Here is a 19,967-nt window from a genome sequence, read left to right on the forward strand (position 1 = left end):
GTGGGTTCCTCTCCACGGAAGTTGGCTCGGACCCTAAGAGGACTAGACCAGAGCGTCAATAGGTATGGACCAATTGCGATACGGTCAGGGGGTGGCACCGTGACGGGAGTTGCCCGGTGCGCGGCGCGCGGCGGCCTGGGTGTCATCGCCTGTGAGGCACCCCACACCCCTCGCCCGGATGGAGACCGTCCGGTCGTGGCACACTGGCCCTGTACCAGTAGCAGCGCACTCCGGGGTCGGTGAAAGTCCGAACCGGCGGTTACAGTCCGCGACCCGGTCGCTTCCAGCGACCGGTTGACCAGGTGAAATTCCTGGACCGACGGTTAAAGTCCGGATGGGAGGCAGTGCGCGGCGGGCGGGCATCCATGCGCGCCGCCGTACCGGTTCGCCGTGGAGGCGAGCTCCGTCCGGCGTCGCTCCCGGTGTTCTCGCTCGTACTTCCTGTCGTCATCGACAGCCCCGGAGTCCGTGCCCAAGAGGCAGGAGGACCCGGGAAGTGTTCACCGGAATCGTTGAAGAGCTGGGCGAGATCACCGACGTCGAGACGCTCGACGACGCCTGTCGCTTCCGACTGCGCGGTCCCGTCGTCACCCAGGGAGCACGGCACGGCGACTCCATCGCCGTCAACGGCGTCTGTCTCACGGTCGTCGAACACGAGGGTGACGAGTTCACCGCCGACGTGATGGCGGAGACCCTCGACCGCTCCAGCCTCGGCGCTCTCGCCGTCGGCTCCCGCGTCAACCTCGAACGCCCCACAGCGGTGGGCTCCCGCCTGGGCGGCCACATCGTGCAGGGGCACGTCGACGGCACGGGAGAGGTCCTCGAGCGCGAGCCGTCGGAGAACTGGGAGATCGTGAAGATCTCCCTCCCCGCGAACCTCTCCCGCTACGTCGTGGAGAAGGGCTCCATCACCGTCGACGGCATCAGCCTCACCGTCGTCGACGCCGGCGACGACCACTTCACCGTCAGCCTCATCCCCACCACCCTCGCCCTGACCACGCTCGGCCTCAAGCAGCCCGGCGACCCGGTCAACCTCGAGGTGGACATCATCGCCAAGTATGTCGAGCGGATGCTCGGCGACCGCGTCATCAGTGCGGGGGTGGACCGGTGACCTGGCTCAACTCCGAGGCGTTCACCCTCTTCGACCAGCACATCAAGTGGTCGGACATGATCGGCAACGTCGTCGGTCTGATCGCCCTCGCGCTCGGCTGGCGCCGCTCCATCTGGACCTGGCCCGCCCAGTTCGTCTCCGGCCTGATCCTCTTCGCGGCGTTCGCCACCGCCCACCTCTCGGGCAGCGCGGGCAAGCAGATCGTCGTCATGCTGGTCGCCGCCTGGGGCTTCTCGCAGTGGAACCGCGGCCGGCAGCAGGCGCAGGACGGATCCATCGCCGTGCGGTTCGCGACGTGGCGTGAGCGTGGCGTCCTGCTCGCCGGGGCCGTCCTCGGCACCCTCGCCGTCGGCGGACTCTTCACCCTCTACCCGTCCCTGTCCTGGGACCCCTGGCCGGACGCCTACATCTTCGTCGGCACGATCGTCGCCATGTACGCCCAGGCCCGGGGCATGGTCGAGTTCTGGTTCGCCTGGCTGCTGGTCGACCTGGTCGGCGTCCCGCTGAACTTCGCCAACGGCTTCGCCTTCTCCGGTTTCGTCTACATCATCTACGGCGCACTGGTCCTGTGGGGCCTGCGCGACTGGTGGCTGCGCTCCCGTGACGCGCGGCCCGCCCTGGAAGGAGCGCCGGCATGAGTGCGGCACCGATCCTTTACGACACCGAGGACTTCGACCTCGGGCTCGACCCGGTCGAGCGGGCCGTCGCCGACATCGCGGCCGGCCGGCCGGTCGTGGTCGTCGACGACGAGGACCGCGAGAACGAGGGCGACCTCGTCATCGCCGCCGAGATGGCGACCGAGGAGATCGTCGCCTTCATGATGAGCGAGTGCCGCGGCCTGATCTGCGCCCCCATGGAGGGGGACGAACTGGACCGGCTGCGTCTCCCCCAGATGGTCGACGACAACACCGAGTCGATGAAGACCGCGTTCACCGTCTCCGTCGACGCCTGTGCCGCCCATGGAGTGACCACCGGCATCTCCGCCGCCGACCGTGCCGCCACGCTCCGGCTGCTGGCGGCCGGCACCGCCGCACCCGCGGACTTCGTCCGCCCCGGCCACATCTTCCCGCTGCGCGCCCGCCCCGGCGGCGTCCTGGTCCGAAACGGCCACACCGAGGCGGCGGTCGACCTCGCCCGCCTCGCGGGACTGCGCCCGGCCGGCGCCATCGTCGAGATCGCCGGTGAGGACGGCCGCATGCTGCGGCTGCCCGAGCTGATCCCGTTCGCCCGCAAGCACGGCCTGACGATCATCTCCATCGAGGACCTGATCGCCTACCGCCGCTCCGCCGAACCCACCGTCCGCCGCGAGGCCGAGGTACGGCTGCCCACCTCCCACGGCACCTTCACCGCGTACGGATACCGCTCCACCGTCGACGGCGTGGAGCATGTCGCCCTCGTCCACGGCGAGATCGGCGACGGCGAGGACGTCCTGGTCCGGATGCACTCCGAATGCCTCACCGGCGACATCTTCGGCTCCCGGCGCTGCGACTGCGGCCCTCAGCTGGACGCCTCCCTCGACCGCGTCCAGGCCGAGGGCCGGGGCGTCGTCGTCTATCTGCGCGGACACGAGGGACGCGGCATCGGACTGATGTCCAAGCTGCGCGCCTACGAACTCCAGGAACGCGGCCGGGACACCCTCGACGCCAACCTCGAGCTCGGTCTGCCCGCCGACGCCCGCGACTACGCCGCCGCCGCGCAGATCCTCGCCGACCTGGGGGTCCGCGGCGTCCGCCTGATGACCAACAACCCCGACAAGTCCGACGCGCTCGTCCGCCACGGCATCGAGGTCATCCGGCGCGTGCCGATGCCCGTCACGGCGAGCGAGCACAACCTCCGCTACCTGCGCACCAAGCGGGACCGGATGGGCCACGACCTGCCCTGGCTGGACACGCCGACCGTGCCCGCCTGCGGCAACCAGTAACACGAACCACCGAGGAGAGACGTGAGCGGCAAGGGTGCACCGGAACTGTCGGTACGCGATGTGGGCGACCTGCGGGTCGCCGTCATCGCGGCACAGTGGCACGAGAAGGTGATGGACGGACTGGTGGACGGCGCCCTGCGCGCCCTGCACGACCTCGGCATCGACGAGCCGACCCTGCTCCGGGTCCCCGGCAGCTGGGAACTCCCCGTCGTCGCCAAGGTCCTGGCCGGCCGGGGCTACGACGCGGTCGTGGCCCTCGGCGTCGTCATCCGGGGCGGCACACCCCACTTCGACTACGTGTGCCAGGGCGTCACCCAGGGCCTCACCCAGGTGTCGGTCGACACCGGTGTGCCCATCGGCTTCGGCGTGCTCACCTGTGACGACGAGGCGCAGGCCCTGGACCGTGCCGGGCTGCCCGGATCGAGCGAGGACAAGGGCCACGAGGCGGTCACCGCGGCCGTGGCGACCGCGGCCTGCCTGCGTTCGGTATCCGAACCCTGGCGGTGAGCAGTCCCCGTCAGCGCGTAGGGTAAGGACCACCATGTCCAAGAAGACGTTCGAGGAGCTCTTCACCGAGCTCCAGCACAAGGCCGCCCACGGCGACCCCGCCACCTCCCGTACCGCCGAACTGGTCGACAAGGGCGTCCATGCCATCGGCAAGAAGGTCGTCGAGGAGGCCGCCGAGGTCTGGATGGCCGCCGAGTACGAGGGCAAGGAAGCGGCCGCCGAGGAGATCTCGCAGCTGCTCTACCACGTCCAGGTGATGATGGTCGCCCGCGGCATCTCCCTCGACGACGTCTACGCCCACCTGTAAACAACCGTCATCCGCGACACACCCCTTCACACCAAAGGAAGCCGACCTCATGCTGCGCATCGCCGTCCCCAACAAGGGTTCCCTGTCAGGCCCCGCGGGGGAGATGCTGCATGAGGCCGGCTACCAGCAGCGCCGTGAGTCCAAGGAACTGCGGATCGTCGACCCGACGAACGAGGTCGAGTTCTTCTATCTCCGCCCGCGCGACATCGCGATCTATGTCTCCTCCGGCAAGCTCGACATCGGCATCACCGGCAGGGACCTGCTCGTCGACTCCGGCGCCGACGCCGAGGAGATCCTGCCGCTCGGCTTCGCCCGCTCGACCTTCCGCTTCGCCGGCAAGCCCGGCACGGCGACCCAAGTCGCCGACCTCACCGGCAGGACGGTCGCCACCTCCTACGAGGGGATCGTCGCGGGGCACCTCGCCGGACACGGCATCGACGCCTCCGTCGTCCACCTCGACGGCGCCGTCGAGACCGCCATCGAACTGGGCGTCGCCGAGGTCATCGCCGACGTCGTCGAGACCGGCACCTCTCTGCGCAACGCGGGCCTGGAGGTGTTCGGCGAGCCGATCATGAAGTCCGAGGCCGTCGTCATCCGCCGCACCGGCGCCTCCGCCGACTCCGACGAGACCGTCGAGAGCAAGGTGCAGCAATTCCTGCGCCGCCTCCAGGGCGTCCTCGTCGCCCGCACCTACGTGATGATGGACTACGACTGCCGGGTCGAGCAGCTGGAGAAGGCCGTCGCGCTCACCCCGGGCCTGGAGTCGCCGACCGTGTCCCCGCTGCACAACGAGGGCTGGGTCGCCGTCCGCGCGATGGTCCCGTCCAAGGAAGCACAGCGGATCATGGACGACCTGTACGACATCGGCGCCCGCGCCATCCTCACCACGGCCATCCACGCCTGCCGCCTCTGACCGGCCCCGGAGCACCTCATGTCGGATTCCACGCCGGGCCGGCTGCCCGCACTGCCCGTCACCTTCCGCCCGGCCCGCACCCGGGCGGTCCTGCTCACGGCCGGCACCGCGGTGTTCGTGGCGGTCTCCCTCATCGGGCTGCTGCTGGAGCAGTTCGGCCCGGGGGAGCGGCTCAGCTTCGTGTTCACGGCGGCCCTGCTGGCCGGTGTGCTCTTCCTGCTCGCCCGGCCCAAGGTCGTCGCGGACGAGACGGGTGTCACCGTCGTCAACATCGTGAGCCGGCGCCGCCTGGAGTGGGCACAGATCCTTCAGGTGAACCTCCGCGCGGGTGATCCCTGGGTCTTCCTCGACCTCAGCGACGGCACCAGCATGCCCGTCCTCGGCATCCAGCCGGGCATCGCCAGGGCACGCGCCGTCGCCGACGCACGCGCCCTGCGGGCACTGGCCGAGGACCGCTCCGCGGCCGGTCCCGGGACGGCGCGGGGCTGACATCCGGGCCGCCCCGGCGAGCCGCCCCTTCGGGGCCTCGCGGGGCCGGCTCCCAGAAGCGTGGGGGACGTCCACCTGCCGCAGTCGCCCATGTCTTGATTAATCTGGTGGGCGAAGGCGCGACGACCGTGCCTTCGCCCCTGCCGCCCCGCCCGGTGTCCCAGGGGCTCCAGCTACCCGAGGAGTGACCCTCTCCGGCGATGGACGGATCGTCCTGTAGTACCTGCGCCGCCCCCTGCCGACAGAGCGCGGACCCGTGTTCCCGGGTTCGCGCACATGCGGAGGCGGCGGCATCATGACCACCCCCCTGCTGCTGCTCGCAGCCGCGTTCCTGCTGATCCTGGCCAACGGATTCTTCGTGGCCGCCGAGTTCGGCCTCGTCACCGTCGAGCGGGCGGACGCCGAGCAGGCCGCCGCGGGCGGCGACCGGCGCGCCCGCCGGGTCGTCGCATCCCTGAGAGAACTGTCCTTCCAGCTTTCCGGCACCCAGCTCGGCATCACCATCACCTCCCTCGTCGTCGGCATGCTGGCCCAGCCGGCACTCGCCGGACTGCTGCACGGACCCTTCACCGGACTCGGCATACCCGAGGGCGCGGTCCCGGGTGTCTGTGTCGTCGTGGGCATGCTGCTGGCCTCGGCCGTGCAGATGGTGATCGGCGAACTCGTGCCCAAGAACTGGGCGGTGTCCCGCCCGCTGCAGGTCGCCCGTTTCGTGGCCGGTCCGCAGCACGTGTTCGCCCGCCTGTTCCGCCCGGTCATCGCCGGACTGAACGCCGTGGCGAACCACCTGGTGCGGGTGCTCGGCATCGAGCCCGCCGAGGAGCTGGCCTCCGCCCGCACCCCCGGTGAACTCGTCTCCCTGGCCCGGCACTCGGCCCGGGCCGGTGCCCTGGAGCAGGACACGGCGGACCTCTTCGTCCGCACCCTGTCCCTGGGCGGGCTGACCGCCCAGCACGTCATGACCCCGCGCGTGAAGGTCAGCGCCCTGCACGTGTCGGCGACCGCCGAGGACGTGGTCAACCTGACCCGGGCCACCGGTCTGTCCCGCTTCCCCGTGTACCGGGACCGGATCGACGAGATCGCCGGCATGGTTCATCTCAAGGACGCCCTCGCGGTGTCCGTGCGGGACCGGCTGCGCACTCCCGTGGACCGCATCGCCCGCCCGGCCCTGCTGGTCCCCGAGACCCTGCCCGTACGGCCGCTGCTCACGCGGCTGCGCAGCGAACAGCCCATCGCGGTCGTCGTCGACGAGTACGGCGGCACGGCCGGCGTGGTCACGCTGGAGGACATCGTCGAGGAGATCGTCGGCGAGGTGCGCGACGAGCACGACGGACAGGACGCCCCCGACATCGTCGCCGCCCCGCCCGAGGACGGTGACCCGGCCTGGGACGTCGACGGCGGTGCCCGCGTCGACATCCTGCTCCGTGTGGGCCTGGACGTGCCCGAGGGTCCCTACGAGACGGTGGCCGGCCTGGTCGCCGATCTGCTCGGCCGTATCCCGGCCGTCGGCGACCGCGCGGAACTGCCCGGCTGGCGACTGTCGGTCCGCCGGGTCGGCCACTACCGCGCCGAGCGCGTCCGCCTGGTCAGAACGGCCCCGCTGCCGCTCGTGGAGGTGGCCGGATGAGCGTTCTGCAACTGCTGTTCGCCGCGCTGCTCGTGCTGGCCAACGGCTTCTTCGTCGGCGCCGAGTTCGCGCTGGTCTCGGTCCGCCGCAGCCAGATCGAACCCCTCGGCACCGCCCGTGCCCGGCAGGTGCTGTACGGCCTGGAACATCTGCCGCAGATGATGGCGGCCGCGCAGTTCGGCATCACCGTCTGCTCGCTCACCCTGGGCGCGGTCGCCGAACCGACGGTCGCTCATCTGCTGGAGCCCGTCTTCGCCTGGATGCACGTACCGCACGGTCTGATCCACCCGCTCGGCTACGCCATCGCGCTCGCCGTCGTCGTCTTCTTCCACCTCGTCATCGGCGAGATGGTGCCGAAGAACCTGGCGATGGCGGCCCCGGAGACGTCCGCGCTGTGGCTGAGCCCCGGCCTGGTCTGGTTCGCCCGTCTGTGCAAGCCGGTCACCGCCGCGCTCGGCGCCTGCGCCCAGGCCGTCCTCCGGCTCTTCCACGTCGAGCCGAAGGACGAGATCGAGGCCGTCTTCACCAGCGAGCAGCTCAACCGGCTGGTGGAGGACTCCGGCCAGGCCGGCCTCCTCGACCCCGAGGAGGCCGAGCGTCTGGAGGACGCCCTGGAGCTGGGCTCCCGACCGGTTACGGACGTCCTGCTGGAGGGCGGGTCGCTGGTGACGGTCACCCCCGCGGTCACCCCGGGACAGATCGTGGAACTCACCGCCCGCACCGGGTACTCCCGCTTCCCGGTGGCCGCGGACAGCGGCGTCTTCATGGGCTACCTCCATGTCAAGGACGTACTGGACCTGGAGGACTCCGACCGTGCGGTCCCGCAGCAGCTCTGGCGCCCGATGGCGACCCTGCGCCCCGAGCTTCCCCTGGACGACGCCCTCACGGTGATGCGCCGTGCCGCGACCCACCTCGCCCAGGTCTGCGACCCCACCGGCAAGGTCCTGGGCCTGGTGGCCCTGGAGGACGTCCTGGAACTCCTGGTCGGCGAGGTACGCGACCCGGCCCACCGAGAGGTGACCCTGACCCCCCAGCGAGCGAGCGGCACCCCGGAGGAAGCACTGGCGACGTAATCGCCCCGGCCGGGGACGGCCCTGCCGCCCCCGGCCGCGGGCAGTCGTGCCTCACCGGGTGCCTGAACGGTCCGGGAGGCATCCCCGGGGGCGATGGGGGAGGGTGGGCGCGGTGGCACCCCTTCAGCGGGGCGAGCGGACATCCCCGAGCGGACATCCCGTAGCAGGCCGACCTCGACGCCGGCGCCTCACAACCCGGACGAAGGATCCGCCGGCGCCCGCCCCGAGAGCACCTCCCCGTACGCCTGCATCAGATCCGGCAACCGCAAGGTCGCCAGATCCTCGCGGGTCAACGCCCCCGGATACAGGGACAACCGCAGATCCCGGTAGGCACAGCTCTTCTCGTACAGCGTGCGCAGGAACCGCCCGTTGCCCAGCTCGTCGATCCACCCCTGATCCACCACATGCCCGGCGATCGACCGAAGCTCGTCCAGTGCCTCCTCGTCCCACCCGTCCCCGTTCTCCTTCGCCAGCACCTCGCCGATCGCGGTCAGCTCCAGCGGCCGGTACGACGGGAAGTCCACCCGCGTGGTGAACCGTGACGACAGCCCGGGGTTCGCCGCCAGCAGCCGGTCCATGCCCTCCGGATACCCGGCGAGTATCACCACCAGATGGTCCCGGTTGTCCTCCGCCCGCTTCAGGAGCACCTGAAGTGCCTCGTCCCCGTACGCGTCGCCCTTGCCGTACCCCGAGTTGGACAGCGCGTACGCCTCGTCCACGAACAGCACCCCGCCGAGCGCGGAGTCGATCAGCTCATTGGCCTTCACCGCCGTCTGCCCGAGGTACTCACCCACCAGATCGGCCCGCTGGGCCTCCACCAGATGGTCACCGCCGAGCAGTCCGAGGGCGTAGAAGACACGCCCCAGAATGCGGGCCACCGTGGTCTTGCCGGTCCCTGACGGTCCGGAGAAGACGAAGTGCCGTTTCGGCGGCTGCACCGGCAGCCCCTGCCCGGATCGCAGCCGGGCCATGTTCAGCTGCGCCGACAGCGCCTTGACCTGGCGCTTCACCGGTTCCAGACCCACCATGCGCTCCAGTTCCGCGAGCGCCTCCTCCAGGAGTGCCGGATCGGTGGGGCCTGTCGGCAGCGGCCAGGCGGAGCCGCCCGCCCGCTCGCGCACCCCCGGGCCCGTCGGCAGCGGGGCCGGCGGCGGCTCCGGCTCGGACAGTCTGAGGTCCCGTCCCTCGGTGCCGAAGAGCGGGTCGAGCGTGTCCGGGCCGTCGATCATGTCCCCGGCGCCGGTGAGGGTGATCGCGGCGAGACCGGCGGCATCGTCGTAGCCGTCGCCCTCGGCGATCGCGGCAAGCCGGGCGGCGGTGTCCATGAAGGCCGGATCGACCCGGTGCACCGCGCGGTACAGGGGGAGCGCGGCGGCGCTGCGGCCGGTCCCCTCATGGGCGCGGGCCAGCCAGTAGCGCAGTTCCTTGCGCTGCGGCTGTTCGCTGCGGCACCGCATCAGCGCCGCCGACAGCAACGGTTCGGCCTGCCCGTACATCTCCAGACGTACCCGGGCCATGCCGCCGAACAGTCCCGCCTCGATGCCCAGGAGCGGGTCCTCGACCAGTGAGTCCGTGTGCCGGACCAACTGCTCCCAGTCCTTGACCAGATAGGCCCGGCAGGCGTGCAGAAAGCGGACCTGCGGGTCCGTGTCCACCGGCGGAAGTCCGGCCAGCGCCCGGTCCAGCTCGGGGACATGGCGGCCGTCCAGCCAGTGCGAGGCGTGCGCCAGCAGCAGGTCACGCGGGCTCTCCAGCACGGGTTGCACCCACCATCCCAGCCAGTACCAGGAGTTGAGGTTGCGCCGGTGCCGGCCGCGCTGCTCACCGAAGCGCTCCCGGTGGCGGAACATCCGCAGCAGCGCGGTCGTCGTGTCGACGCGCAGCGCGTGCAGCCCGAGCCAGCCGTCGGCCATGCCGGGGTCGATCCGCACCGCGGTCCGGAACTCCTCCTCCGCCTGCGGATAGGCGCCCATGGTGTAGGCGTCCACGCCTCGCAGCCAGGCGAGGTCGGCCGGGGCCTGCGGGCCCTGCGCGGCGAAGTCCATCACGTCCCCCACAAACCGTGCCCCCGTCGGTGTGCCGGCCGGCCCTCGCCGGTCGGCGCCCTGTGGTCGAACCGCTGTACCGCGGACCGGAGTTGCAAGGTGCGCGAAGCAGTGTCCGTGACGCACCGAGGGCATCGTACCTGCGGTGGCCTCACGCCCGAAGGGTGCCGTGCGGGTGAGGGAGGGAGGCGGGAGGGAGGAACTCCGCGCCGACGGTGACCCAGGGTGATCGTCATATGCCGCTGGGTGGCAGGAAGGGGTGAAGAGGGCAGAACGAAGCCCCCGATCACGGGGGAACAACCGGGGGCTTCGTGTACGAGGGCGGCTCCGAAGCGCCGCACATTGAGAACGTAAGACCTGTACGAGCCTACGGTCAAGCCGAGTTGGGGTACTGCGGCAACTTGTCCGGGACCGCTCTTCACAGGATCACCACATTGCCGGTGGTCCGTCACCGTGCGTGAGCGGGCGGGTCGACGCACCCGTTCCGGCAGGCCCCGGAAACACCTCGTATCCCTCTCCGCGCTCCCGTACCAACAGGTCCGCGAAGGGGCGCGAGGGGTCGCCCGCGAAGTGTTCGCCCTCCGCGCGGACCCAGCCCTCCCAGAACTCCCGCTGCTCCTCACCGTCCCGCGCCCGTCCGCGGGACCAGGACCGTCCTTCGGCCAGGTCCATCCACAGCAGCAGCGCCAGATGCGGGCGCAGCGCGCGGCGGCCGGCGCCCACGCCCTCCACGAGGATCACGGGGGCAGGCGGCAGCGGGCGGGGCGGACCGAAGCGGCGGGTGCGCCAGTCGTAGGGGGAGTAGTGCGCGGTCTCGCCCCGGCCGAGCGGTTCGATCACCTGGCTCAGCAGCCGTCCGGTCCAGCCGAACAGCGTCTCGTGGTCGGCGATGTCGTCGAGTCGCAGTACCGGGGCGCCGTCCAGCGCCTCGGCCAGTCGCCCGGCGAAGGTCGACTTCCCCGAGCCGGCATGGCCGTCCACACCGATGAGCCGGACCGGGCCGCAGGACGGGTCGAGCCGGCGGATGCGGGAGGCGAGATCGTGCATGGCTGGTTCCCGGGGGGCCGAGGCAGGGACGGGGCAGGGGAGGGCGCGAGGGCCGGGGCGGGCTGACGGAAGCACTGTAGGCCCCCGTCCGGCGAGGCCCGCCGGGTGTCCCGCCAATGGTCGAGTCCCATGTTGGTCGGGCGTGGCACGGCCGGGGTGCTGGCAGGATGCGCCCGGCTGCGTTCATAGTTGGCCCACACCCGTTCCATCCGGCCGACGTACACCGTCCGTCCGGTCGTGCACTGGTCCTGTCTTGACTCCGACACCTGGGGGTCCTTCACCCATGAGCAGAGCCGAACTGCCGTCCCGCAGAACCCTTCTGGCCGCGGCAGTCGTCGCCACCGTCGCCGGGAGCGCGGCCCCGGCACTGGCGGGCACGCCGACCGCCGGCACCACCGGCACCACGGACGCCCGCCGGGGCGCCGCCCGCACCGTCGACAACCGGGCCTGGACCTCGTACGCCGACTGGCGTGGTGGCACCGCCGAGGGGACCCGCGCCGTCGCCGGATCCCGCCCCGGCCTGGTGATCGCGAGAGCCGCCGGCACCACGGACTACACCGACCCGCACACGGGCCGCACATCCGCCTGGGAGTACGCGCGATGGACCTCCCCCGTCCACCGCCTCGAGGTCCCGGCCACGGAGGTCATCGCCTCCTGGAACGCTCACACCCCCGTGGGCACCTGGCTCCAGATCGAGCTGAAGGGCACGTACTCCGACGGCACGGACACCCCCTGGTACGTCATGGGCCGCTGGGCGGCCGGGGACCAGGACATCCGGCGTACCTCGGTGGACGACCAGGGAGACGGCAGGAGCAGTGTCTGGACGGACACCTTCGCCCTCGACGACGCGGCCTCGGGTCTGCGGCTCGTCTCCTACCGGCTGCGCCTCACCCTCCACCGCCGCCCCGGGACCCGCCTCACTCCGACCGTGTGGCGGGCCGGCGCGATGGGCTCCGACGTCCCCGACCGGTTCACCGTCCCCGCCTCCACGCCCCGCCTGGCCAGGGAACTGATCGTCCCCCGTTACTCCCAGGAGATCCACAAGGGCCAGTACCCGGAGTACGACAACGGCGGTGAGGCCTGGTGCAGCCCGACCTCCTCGCAGATGATCATCGAGTACTGGGGCGGCAGGCTCACCGAGGAGCAGCTGTCCTGGGTGGACCCGTCCTACGCGGACCCGCAGATCTGCCACGCGGCCCGCTACACGTACGACTACCAGTACGCCGGCTGCGGCAACTGGCCGTTCAACGCCGCCTACGCAGCGACCTTCGCGGGTCTGCAGGGCGTGGTCACCCGTCTCCGTTCCCTCACCGACCTGGAGACGCTGATCGCGGCGGGGATCCCGGCCATAACGTCCCAGTCGTTCCTCGCGGAGGAGCTGACCGGGGCGGGGTACGGCACCTCCGGGCATCTGATGACCGTGATCGGGTTCACCGACGACGGTGATGTGATCGCCAACGACCCCGCCTCGGACGACAACGAGGCCGTGCGCCGGGTCTACCGGCGGTGCGAGTGGGAGAACATCTGGCTGCGGACCAAGCGGTACAACGCCTCCGGCAAGGTCGCCTCCGGCACCGGAGGGGTCTGCTACCTGTACTTCCCGGCGCATCCGACACCGCGGCAGCGCAAGGCGCTCGCGGCGGTGGGCGTGCGCTGAGCCGGCCCGGCGGGCGGGGTCCCGGTCATCCGGGGTCCCGCCGTCGTGTGACCGATGTCTCGGCAGCGGAAGCCGCTCACGGTGGCAGGGTGGACGTCTGCCGCAGGGGGAGCCCACGCACCGCAGAGAGCAGTGAGAAGTCATGACCGCGAACGCAGCCACCGTCACCCGCGCCCGCACCGGCGGTCCCCGGGAGGACGGGCCGAAGATCCTCGAGCATGTCATGGGATGGACGCTCGTCGTGGTCCTCGCGATGCTCGTGACCCGGCTGGGACTGCTGTAACCCGGCGGTCCCGGGCCGCCCGGCCCGGCCCGATGGCCGACCTGTCATACTGCGGCGGGATTGTCCCGCCCCCCGCAGGAGACCTGGGTCGACAGTGAACACCAGCCAGCAGTCCGCCGTCCGCCCCGGAGCGCGCGGCACTCAGCGCTCTTCGGCCCGCAGGGCCGAACTCATCGCCATCGGGCGGAGCTTGTTCGCCGACACGTCCTACGACGCGCTCTCGATGGACGACATCGCGCGCCAGGCGCAGGTCGCCAAGGGGCTGATCTACTACTACTTCCACTCCAAGCGCGGTTACTACCTGGCGATCATCGAGGACTCGGTGGCCGGTCTGGTCTCCTACGCGGCGAGCGGAGCCGGACTGCCGCCCGTGGAGCGGGTGCAACGCACCATTGACAGTTATCTGCGCTACGCCGAGCACAATCAGGCCGCCTATCGCGCGATCGTCAGCGGCGGCGTCGGCTTCGACACCGAGGTGCACGCCATCCGGGACGGGGTGCGGGAGGCGATCGTCACGACCATCGCCGAGGGGGCCTACGGCCGTACCGACATCGCCCCGGTGGCGCGGATGGGGCTGCTGGCCTGGGTGTGCAGCGTGGAGGGTGCCGCGCTGACCTGGATCGACCGTGGCGAACTGCCCCGCGAGACCATGCGCGAGCTGCTGGTGAAGACGCTCGGCGGAGCCCTGCGCGCCATCGAGGAGCTGGACCCCGCCCACCCGGCTCCGGCGCCCGCCCGCCGCGACGCCTGAGCCGCACCCGCCGCGAGGCGGGGGCGGAGGTTCCCCGTGACCCGGCCTTCCGGCCGCGCCCGGCCGACGGCCTCGGAACCGGCGGCGGCCTCCTGAGCCGAGGTCGCGGCGGTCGCGGTCGGGGCGCCCCGCACCGGCGAGCAGCCCGGTGCCGAGTACGCACACGCGGCGGCCACGAGCGCCCGAAGGGTGCGGGGGCGGGCACGGACGGGACGGGCGTGGACGCGGTGACTCGCTCGGTGGACCAAGACCCTAGAAGGACTAGACCAGTTGGTCAATGGTGCGGACCTGTCCGGAGCGGGGAGGGTGGGGTGAAGGTATCCTGAAGTAAGCGGTCGTTAACCAGTGACTCGCTCCTGCCGATCGGGCATACTCACAGCGCACAGCCGCTGGTCAGCAGCTTCCGAGACCCGGGAGCGCGAGCATCGGCCAGCTACCGAAACGACCCCGGCGGAGCCGCCCCCACCCAAGGCGCACGCCGATGTGCCCGAACAGGGAGGAGAGCGTCGCCATGCCCGACCGCGCCCCGCAGCCGGTGGACCGGCAACTGCCCACGGACGAGGCCCGGGATCTCATCTCGCTCGTCCGCGACATCGCCCAGCGTGAGGTCGCCCCCGGGGCGGCCGAGGAGGAGGACGCCGGACACTTCCCGCGCGAGCTCTTCACGCTTCTCTCCGAGTCCGGCCTGCTCGGCCTGCCGTACGACTCCGCGCACGGCGGCGGCGACCAGCCGTACGAGGTGTACCTCCAGGTCCTCGAAGAGCTCGCCATGGCCCGCCTCACCGTGGGCCTCGGCGTCAGCGTGCACACCCTGGCCTGCTACGCGCTCGCCGCCTTCGGGGCCAAGGAGCAGCAGGCCGAGTACCTGCCGGCGATGCTCGGCGGCGGTCTGCTCGGCGCCTACTGTCTCTCCGAGCCCGCCTCGGGCTCGGACGCGGCCTCGCTGCGCACCAAGGCGGTGCGCGACGGCGACGACTGGGTGATCACCGGCACCAAGGCATGGATCACCCACGGTGGCGTCGCCGACTTCTGCACGGTCATGGCCCGCACCGGCGAGGAGGGCCCGCGCGGCATCACCGCCTTCCTGGTGCCCGGCGACGCCGAGGGGCTGAGCGCCGCCGTGCCGGAGAAGAAGATGGGCATGAAGGGCTCGCCCACCGCCCAGGTGCACTTCGACGGCGTCCGGGTCCCCGACACGCGGCGCCTCGGCGAGGAGGGGCAGGGATTCGCGATCGCCCTGTCGGCGCTCGACGGCGGCCGGCTCGGCATCGCCGCCTGCGCCATCGGCCTGGCCCAGGCGGCGCTCGACGAGGCGCTCGGCTACGCGACCGAGCGGCGGCAGTTCGGCAAGCCCATCGCCGACTTCCAGGGGCTGCGCTTCATGCTCGCCGACATGGCCACGCAGATCGAGGCGGGTCGCGCGCTGTATCTGGCGGCGGCCCGGCTGCGCGACTCCGGGCGGCCGTTCGCCAAACAGGCGGCCATGGCCAAGCTGCACTGCACCGACACCGCGATGCGGGTCACCACCGATGCCGTGCAGATCCTCGGCGGGTACGGCTACACCGCGGACTTCCCCGCCGAGCGCTACATGCGCGAGGCCAAGGTCCTGCAGATCGTCGAGGGCACCAACCAGATCCAGCGCATGGTCATCGCCCGCCATCTCGCGGGGCCGGAGACGCGCTGAACCGGACCGGGCCCCCGGCCGGCACGCCGGGTGCGCAGGAGATCACGGTTGACCGGCGGATGCCGGAGCCGGGGAGCCGGGGCGTTACGGCTGCGTCGGCGCGGCGCGGCTGACTCCGGCACGGCGGACGAGGGTGGCGGCCACTGTCACCCTCGTACCGGCCTGTCCTCAGGCGGCGTGGCGCCGCATCCCGGGGACCCTGATGGGACGCGAGCCCGGGCCGCCGACGTGGGAGAAGGGCTGGGTGCGCCAGTCGAGCCCCTGAGGGAGCGTCAACAGCAGTGCGGTGTCCTGCTCCTGGGGCGTGACGGACTCGTCCGCCGGCCGGGCCTCGGAAGCCAGACGTCCGGTACCTGCGCAGACCGTGAGCCCGAACGGGTTCCACGGCGAGGCGCAGAGCGCGTGCTCCGGCAGGACGTCCTCGTCCGCCAGCAGGGCGATGGGCTGCGCACAGTCCGGGCAGATCACCCGGTACATCTCGAAGGTGTCGTACGCGTCGGGCTCGTCGTCCAGGGTGTCGGACTCGACGTACTCCGGTTCGGGCATGGCGACCGGCTGCTGCCGCTTGGACGTGGTACGACCAGGGCGCTTGAGACTCTGCATTGGGTTCTCCCCCTCGGGCTGGGCCGTGAAGGCGCTGCGGCCTCGACCACAGCAAGCACTTCCCGTCGCTCCTGGGGCGTAATCACGAGAACATCACGGAGACGGCCCGAAAGCTGTGGCGTTCGTCACATGCCGCTCGCAGGTGCCCCGTGCGGTGACGTCGCGGCCCCCGTTCAGGTACCCGAGGCGATCAAGCGCCCTGTAGGTTCTTGCGCCATGGAGGAGCTGGACCGACAGATCGTGCAGCTGCTCGTCAAGGACGGGCGGATGAGCTACACAGACCTGGGCAAGGCCACGGGCCTGTCCACGTCGGCCGTGCACCAGCGGGTGCGCCGGCTGGAGCAGCGTGGCGTCATCCGCGGCTACGCCGCGGTCGTCGACCCGGAGGCCGTCGGCCTGCCCATGACCGCGTTCATCTCGGTGAAACCCTTCGACCCCAGCGCCCCCGACGACATCGCGGACCGCCTTGCCGACGTCCCCGAGATCGAGGCCTGCCACAGTGTCGCGGGGGACGAGAACTACATCCTCAAGGTGCGCGTGTCCACACCGCACGAGCTGGAGGAACTCCTCGCCCGCGTACGCTCCCTGGCCGGCGTCTCGACCCGGACGACGGTCGTGCTGTCCACTCCGTACGAGGCGCGGCCGCCGCGCATCTGAGGCGTCTCGCGGCGGAGGCGCCCCGGCAGGCCCCGCGGGGCGGAGGTTCGGCGGCCGGACCTGCCGCGTGCGCGGGCGGGTGGGGCGGGACTCCGGGAGAGAGAGCGGTGCTCGCGTCCGTGGCCGGTGCTCTCGTGGGTGACCAGCGCTCCCGCCCGTGACCAGGGCCCTCGGCGGACCTGAGCCGGGCGCCGCGAGCAGGACCTGCGTGCGGCCGGGCCCGTCCGACGCGCGAGACTGTGAGGCATGAGCGAACGCACCGCCCCGCCGCACACCGTCCTGCTTCGTCGCGGAGAGGTTCACAGTCCCGCCGACCCCTTCGCGACCGCGATGGTCGTCGAGCGCGGTCAGGTCGCCTGGGTCGGCTCCGAGGGCGCCGCCGACGCCTTCGCGGACGGGGTGGACGAGGTGATCGACCTCGACGGGGCACTCGTCACCCCGGCGTTCACGGACGCCCACGTCCACACCACGGCCACCGGTCTCGCCCTCACCGGACTCGACCTGTCCCCAGCCCCCTCGCTGGAGGCGGCGCTCGCTCGCGTACGGGAATTCGCCGCCGCCCGCCCCGGTGACCGGGTCCTGCTCGGGCACGGCTGGGACGCCGCCCGCTGGCCCGGCGGCCGGCCCCCGACCCGCGCGGAACTCGACGAGGCGACCGGCGGCCGACCCCTCTACCTCAGCCGGATCGACGTCCACTCCGCGGTCGTGACCACCGCGCTGCTCAACCTCGTCCAGGGTGAAGTCACCCGTGAGGACCGCCCGCTCACCGGGGACGCCCACCACGCGGTGCGCGCCGCCGCCCTGGCCGCCGTCACGCCGGCTCAGCGCACCGAGGCTCAGCGCGCCGCCCTCGCTCGCGCCGCCGCGCTCGGCATCGGCACCGTCCACGAGTGCGGCGGCCCGGAGATCTCCTCCGAGGACGACTTCACCGGCCTGCTGCGGCTCGCCGCCGAGGAGAGCGGCCCGCGCGTCGTCGGCTACTGGGCCGAACAGGACGTCACCAAGGCCCGTGAGCTGGGCGCGATCGGCGCCGCGGGGGACCTGTTCGCCGATGGCGCCCTCGGCTCGCACACCGCCTGCCTGCACGAGCCGTATGCCGACGCCGACCACACCGGCACCGCCCACCTGGACGCCGTCGCCGTCGCCGCCCATGTCGTCGCCTGCACCGAGGCGGGGCTCCAGGCGGGCTTCCACGCCATCGGCGACGCCGCCGTGAGCGCCGTCGTCGACGGGATGCGCGCTGCCGCGGAGAAGGTCGGTCTCACCCGCCTCCGTGCCGCGCGGCACCGCGTCGAGCACGCCGAGATGCTCACCGACGAGACCATCGCCGCCTTCGCGGAACTGGGCCTGACCGCCTCCGTCCAGCCTGCCTTCGACGCCCTGTGGGGCGGCGAGGAGGGCATGTACGCCCGTCGCCTGGGCGCTGACCGGGCCCGCTCCCTGAACCCGTTCGCGGCCCTGCTGCGTGCCGGTGTCCCGCTCGCCTTCGGCTCCGACAGCCCGGTCACCCCCCTCGACCCCTGGGGCACGGTCCGCGCCGCGGCGTTCCATCGCACTCCCGAGCACCGCGTCTCCGTCCGCGCGGCCTTCACCGCGCACACGCGCGGCGGCTGGCGGGCCGTCGGACGCGACGACGCGGGCGTCCTGGCGCCCGGCGCACCAGCGGACTACGCCGTCTGGAGCACCGGCGAACTCGTGGTCCAGGCGCCCGACGACAGGGTGGCCCGCTGGTCCACCGATCCCCGCTCCGGCACCCCGGGCCTGCCCGACCTCACGGTGGGCCGTGACCTGCCCGTCTGCCGGCGCACCGTGGTCGGCGGACGCACCGTCTTCGTACGGCCGGGCGAGTGATCTACGTCGGGGGCACGGCAACGATCATGCACCGTGCCCCTGTCTCGCGACCTGCGCATCCTCGCGGCTGACCAGGCATGTGCACCACATTGCGCAGGTCGAACGACTGTTGACAGGCGGCGGCAGGGGGCCGGTAGGTTCGGCCGGGTCCACCACCGGACGCCCGCCCGGAGAGCTTCCGGCCACTCGTGTCAGCGCCGCTGGGTCAGGGACGGTGTGCCGCACCGGGGCACCGCCACTGGGAGCCAGGCTCAGCGCCGGCGCAGTACCGAGGGAAGGTTCCAGCCGGTCGGGGAGGTGCGACCCCGGGTGGGGCCCGGGCGCTCAGTAGACAACGGCTTCAGGTCGATCCGCAGCCGGCGGATCCCGGGCCGGCCCGAAGGGCGCCGGGCCCCCACCCGCCGTCGTGAGCCGCCCCGCGTTTCGCCCGCGGCACGGCCAAAGGCAGTATCACTACCCGATCTTCGGAAAACGACACCACCATGCGAACGCCCTGTCACGTCCGAGCGGGCCCCGACGACTATGGTGGGACCCTGCGCACAGGACATGAAGGGGCAGCAGTGAATGACGGCGACGGGACCCACGCGGCGGGATCCCAGGGGCGGAACTTCGGCCCGCTCGGTACGGCCCTGGTGATCATTCCGACCTACAACGAGGCGGAGAACATCAAGGCGATCGTCGGCCGGGTCCGCCAGGCCGTTCCCGACGCCCATGTGCTCGTCGCCGACGACAACAGCCCCGACGGCACCGGCAAGCTCGCCGACGATCTGGCCGCCGAGGACGACCATGTCCAGGTGCTGCACCGCAAGGGCAAGGAGGGCCTGGGCGCGGCCTATCTCGCGGGCTTCCGCTGGGGCATGGAGCACGGCTACGGCGTACTGGTCGAGATGGACGCCGACGGTTCCCACCAGCCCGAGGAGCTGCCCCGTCTGCTGACCGCCCTCAAGGGCGCCGACCTGGTACTCGGTTCGCGCTGGGTGCCGGGCGGCCGGGTGGTCAACTGGCCGAAGTCACGTGAGTTCATCTCGCGCGGCGGCAGTCTCTACTCGCGTGTGGCGCTCGATCTGCCGTTGCGTGACATCACCGGCGGGTTCCGTGCCTTCCGCGCCGAGACCCTGAAGGGCCTTGGCCTCGAGGAAGTGGCCTCCCAGGGCTACTGCTTCCAGGTGGACCTGGCCCGCCGTGCGGTCAAGGCCGGGTACCACGTCGTCGAGGTGCCCATCACCTTCGTCGAGCGTGAACTGGGTGACTCCAAGATGAGCCGCGACATCCTCGTCGAGGCGCTGTGGCGGGTCACCGCGTGGGGCGTGGGGGAGCGCGTGGGCAAGGTCCTGGGGCGCGGCGACGCCGAGCAGCCCGAGCCGGCCGTCAAGCGGTCCGAGGCGTAGCTGGTACGGCCGACGACGCCCCTGTCCCGCTTATCCCGCACTGAGCCGCGCCC

19 protein-coding genes and 1 riboswitch are annotated in these 19,967 nt (G+C 71.7%); of the genes, 16 read left to right on the forward strand and 3 right to left on the reverse strand.

Going from position 1 to position 19,967, the window contains the following annotated elements:
* Nucleotides 1-221 precede the first annotated feature (221 nt).
* A riboswitch (FMN riboswitch) is annotated at nucleotides 222-352 on the forward strand.
* A 144-nt stretch (nucleotides 353-496) separates the two neighbouring features.
* The 9 genes from ACIF9R_RS01830 (at nucleotide 497) to ACIF9R_RS01870 (ending at nucleotide 7,948) form a co-directional block, all read left to right on the forward strand.
* The gene (locus ACIF9R_RS01830) at nucleotides 497-1,111 is read left to right on the forward strand and encodes a riboflavin synthase (RefSeq protein WP_399972859.1); all 615 of its coding nucleotides are present in this window, start codon (nucleotides 497-499) and stop codon (nucleotides 1,109-1,111) included.
* On the forward strand, nucleotides 1,108-1,749 hold the full coding sequence (locus tag ACIF9R_RS01835) for a nicotinamide riboside transporter PnuC (protein ID WP_399972861.1): 642 nt from the start codon (nucleotides 1,108-1,110) through the stop codon (nucleotides 1,747-1,749). Before ACIF9R_RS01830 ends, ACIF9R_RS01835 begins: the two co-directional genes overlap by 4 nt.
* Complete coding sequence (locus tag ACIF9R_RS01840; RefSeq protein ID WP_399972863.1) at nucleotides 1,746-3,032, forward strand: bifunctional 3,4-dihydroxy-2-butanone-4-phosphate synthase/GTP cyclohydrolase II; 1,287 nt, start codon at nucleotides 1,746-1,748, stop codon at nucleotides 3,030-3,032. The genes ACIF9R_RS01835 and ACIF9R_RS01840 overlap by 4 nt, the downstream gene beginning before the upstream one ends.
* Before the next feature lie 21 nt (nucleotides 3,033-3,053).
* Nucleotides 3,054-3,539 carry a 6,7-dimethyl-8-ribityllumazine synthase gene (gene ribH, locus ACIF9R_RS01845; protein ID WP_399972865.1) on the forward strand — a complete coding sequence of 162 codons (486 nt, stop codon included), beginning with the start codon at nucleotides 3,054-3,056 and terminating at the stop codon, nucleotides 3,537-3,539.
* A gap of 34 nt (nucleotides 3,540-3,573) precedes the next feature.
* Entirely contained in the window at nucleotides 3,574-3,846 is a 273-nt protein-coding gene (locus ACIF9R_RS01850; protein WP_004990764.1) for a phosphoribosyl-ATP diphosphatase, read from the forward strand.
* A 49-nt stretch (nucleotides 3,847-3,895) separates the two neighbouring features.
* Nucleotides 3,896-4,759, forward strand: a complete 864-nt coding sequence (hisG, locus tag ACIF9R_RS01855) for an ATP phosphoribosyltransferase (protein WP_399972868.1) — start codon at nucleotides 3,896-3,898, stop codon at nucleotides 4,757-4,759.
* An 18-nt stretch (nucleotides 4,760-4,777) separates the two neighbouring features.
* Nucleotides 4,778-5,248, forward strand: coding sequence for a PH domain-containing protein (locus ACIF9R_RS01860; RefSeq protein ID WP_399972871.1), 471 nt, complete (start codon nucleotides 4,778-4,780; stop codon nucleotides 5,246-5,248).
* 295 nt (nucleotides 5,249-5,543) lie between these two features.
* Nucleotides 5,544-6,875, forward strand: a complete 1,332-nt coding sequence (locus ACIF9R_RS01865) for a hemolysin family protein (RefSeq protein WP_399972873.1) — start codon at nucleotides 5,544-5,546, stop codon at nucleotides 6,873-6,875.
* Nucleotides 6,872-7,948 (forward strand): hemolysin family protein, encoded by a 1,077-nt coding sequence (locus ACIF9R_RS01870; protein WP_399972876.1) that lies wholly within the window; start codon nucleotides 6,872-6,874, stop codon nucleotides 7,946-7,948. Before ACIF9R_RS01865 ends, ACIF9R_RS01870 begins: the two co-directional genes overlap by 4 nt.
* Nucleotides 7,949-8,136: 188 nt before the next feature.
* Here the strand turns inward: ACIF9R_RS01870 and ACIF9R_RS01875 are convergent, their stop codons facing one another.
* Both ACIF9R_RS01875 and ACIF9R_RS01880 read right to left on the reverse strand, forming a co-directional pair.
* Complete coding sequence (locus ACIF9R_RS01875) at nucleotides 8,137-9,993, reverse strand: AAA family ATPase (RefSeq protein ID WP_399972879.1); 1,857 nt, start codon at nucleotides 9,991-9,993, stop codon at nucleotides 8,137-8,139.
* A 426-nt stretch (nucleotides 9,994-10,419) separates the two neighbouring features.
* Nucleotides 10,420-11,040: a uridine kinase gene (locus ACIF9R_RS01880; protein ID WP_399972881.1), complete on the reverse strand. Its 621-nt coding sequence runs from the start codon at nucleotides 11,038-11,040 to the stop codon at nucleotides 10,420-10,422.
* A gap of 283 nt (nucleotides 11,041-11,323) precedes the next feature.
* On the opposite strand from ACIF9R_RS01880, the gene ACIF9R_RS01885 reads away from it, so the two are divergent.
* The 4 genes from ACIF9R_RS01885 to ACIF9R_RS01900 all read left to right on the forward strand — a co-directional run bounded on the left by ACIF9R_RS01885 (nucleotide 11,324) and on the right by ACIF9R_RS01900 (nucleotide 15,415).
* The gene (locus tag ACIF9R_RS01885; RefSeq protein ID WP_399972884.1) at nucleotides 11,324-12,697 is read left to right on the forward strand and encodes a peptidase C39 family protein; all 1,374 of its coding nucleotides are present in this window, start codon (nucleotides 11,324-11,326) and stop codon (nucleotides 12,695-12,697) included.
* 142 nt (nucleotides 12,698-12,839) lie between these two features.
* Nucleotides 12,840-12,980 carry an SCO1431 family membrane protein gene (locus ACIF9R_RS01890; RefSeq protein ID WP_190100033.1) on the forward strand — a complete coding sequence of 47 codons (141 nt, stop codon included), beginning with the start codon at nucleotides 12,840-12,842 and terminating at the stop codon, nucleotides 12,978-12,980.
* Nucleotides 12,981-13,074: 94 nt separating this feature from the next.
* The gene (locus ACIF9R_RS01895) at nucleotides 13,075-13,731 is read left to right on the forward strand and encodes a TetR/AcrR family transcriptional regulator (protein WP_399972887.1); all 657 of its coding nucleotides are present in this window, start codon (nucleotides 13,075-13,077) and stop codon (nucleotides 13,729-13,731) included.
* A gap of 511 nt (nucleotides 13,732-14,242) precedes the next feature.
* Nucleotides 14,243-15,415, forward strand: coding sequence for an acyl-CoA dehydrogenase family protein (locus tag ACIF9R_RS01900; RefSeq protein ID WP_399972889.1), 1,173 nt, complete (start codon nucleotides 14,243-14,245; stop codon nucleotides 15,413-15,415).
* Between the two features lie 168 nt (nucleotides 15,416-15,583).
* Here ACIF9R_RS01900 and ACIF9R_RS01905 read toward each other — a convergent pair whose 3' ends face one another.
* Nucleotides 15,584-16,018, reverse strand: a complete 435-nt coding sequence (locus tag ACIF9R_RS01905; RefSeq protein WP_399972892.1) for a hypothetical protein — start codon at nucleotides 16,016-16,018, stop codon at nucleotides 15,584-15,586.
* A gap of 216 nt (nucleotides 16,019-16,234) precedes the next feature.
* On the opposite strand from ACIF9R_RS01905, the gene ACIF9R_RS01910 reads away from it, so the two are divergent.
* The 3 genes from ACIF9R_RS01910 to ACIF9R_RS01920 all read left to right on the forward strand — a co-directional run bounded on the left by ACIF9R_RS01910 (nucleotide 16,235) and on the right by ACIF9R_RS01920 (nucleotide 19,914).
* Nucleotides 16,235-16,675, forward strand: coding sequence for an Lrp/AsnC family transcriptional regulator (locus ACIF9R_RS01910; RefSeq protein WP_351998282.1), 441 nt, complete (start codon nucleotides 16,235-16,237; stop codon nucleotides 16,673-16,675).
* 246 nt (nucleotides 16,676-16,921) lie between these two features.
* The gene (locus ACIF9R_RS01915; protein WP_399972896.1) at nucleotides 16,922-18,526 is read left to right on the forward strand and encodes an amidohydrolase; all 1,605 of its coding nucleotides are present in this window, start codon (nucleotides 16,922-16,924) and stop codon (nucleotides 18,524-18,526) included.
* Nucleotides 18,527-19,086: 560 nt separating this feature from the next.
* On the forward strand, nucleotides 19,087-19,914 hold the full coding sequence (locus ACIF9R_RS01920; RefSeq protein WP_399972898.1) for a polyprenol monophosphomannose synthase: 828 nt from the start codon (nucleotides 19,087-19,089) through the stop codon (nucleotides 19,912-19,914).
* Nucleotides 19,915-19,967: the final 53 nt, after the last annotated feature.

This window comes from Streptomyces sp. NPDC086080 (genome assembly GCF_044540255.1).
In the GTDB taxonomy this organism is placed as follows: domain Bacteria; phylum Actinomycetota; class Actinomycetes; order Streptomycetales; family Streptomycetaceae; genus Streptomyces.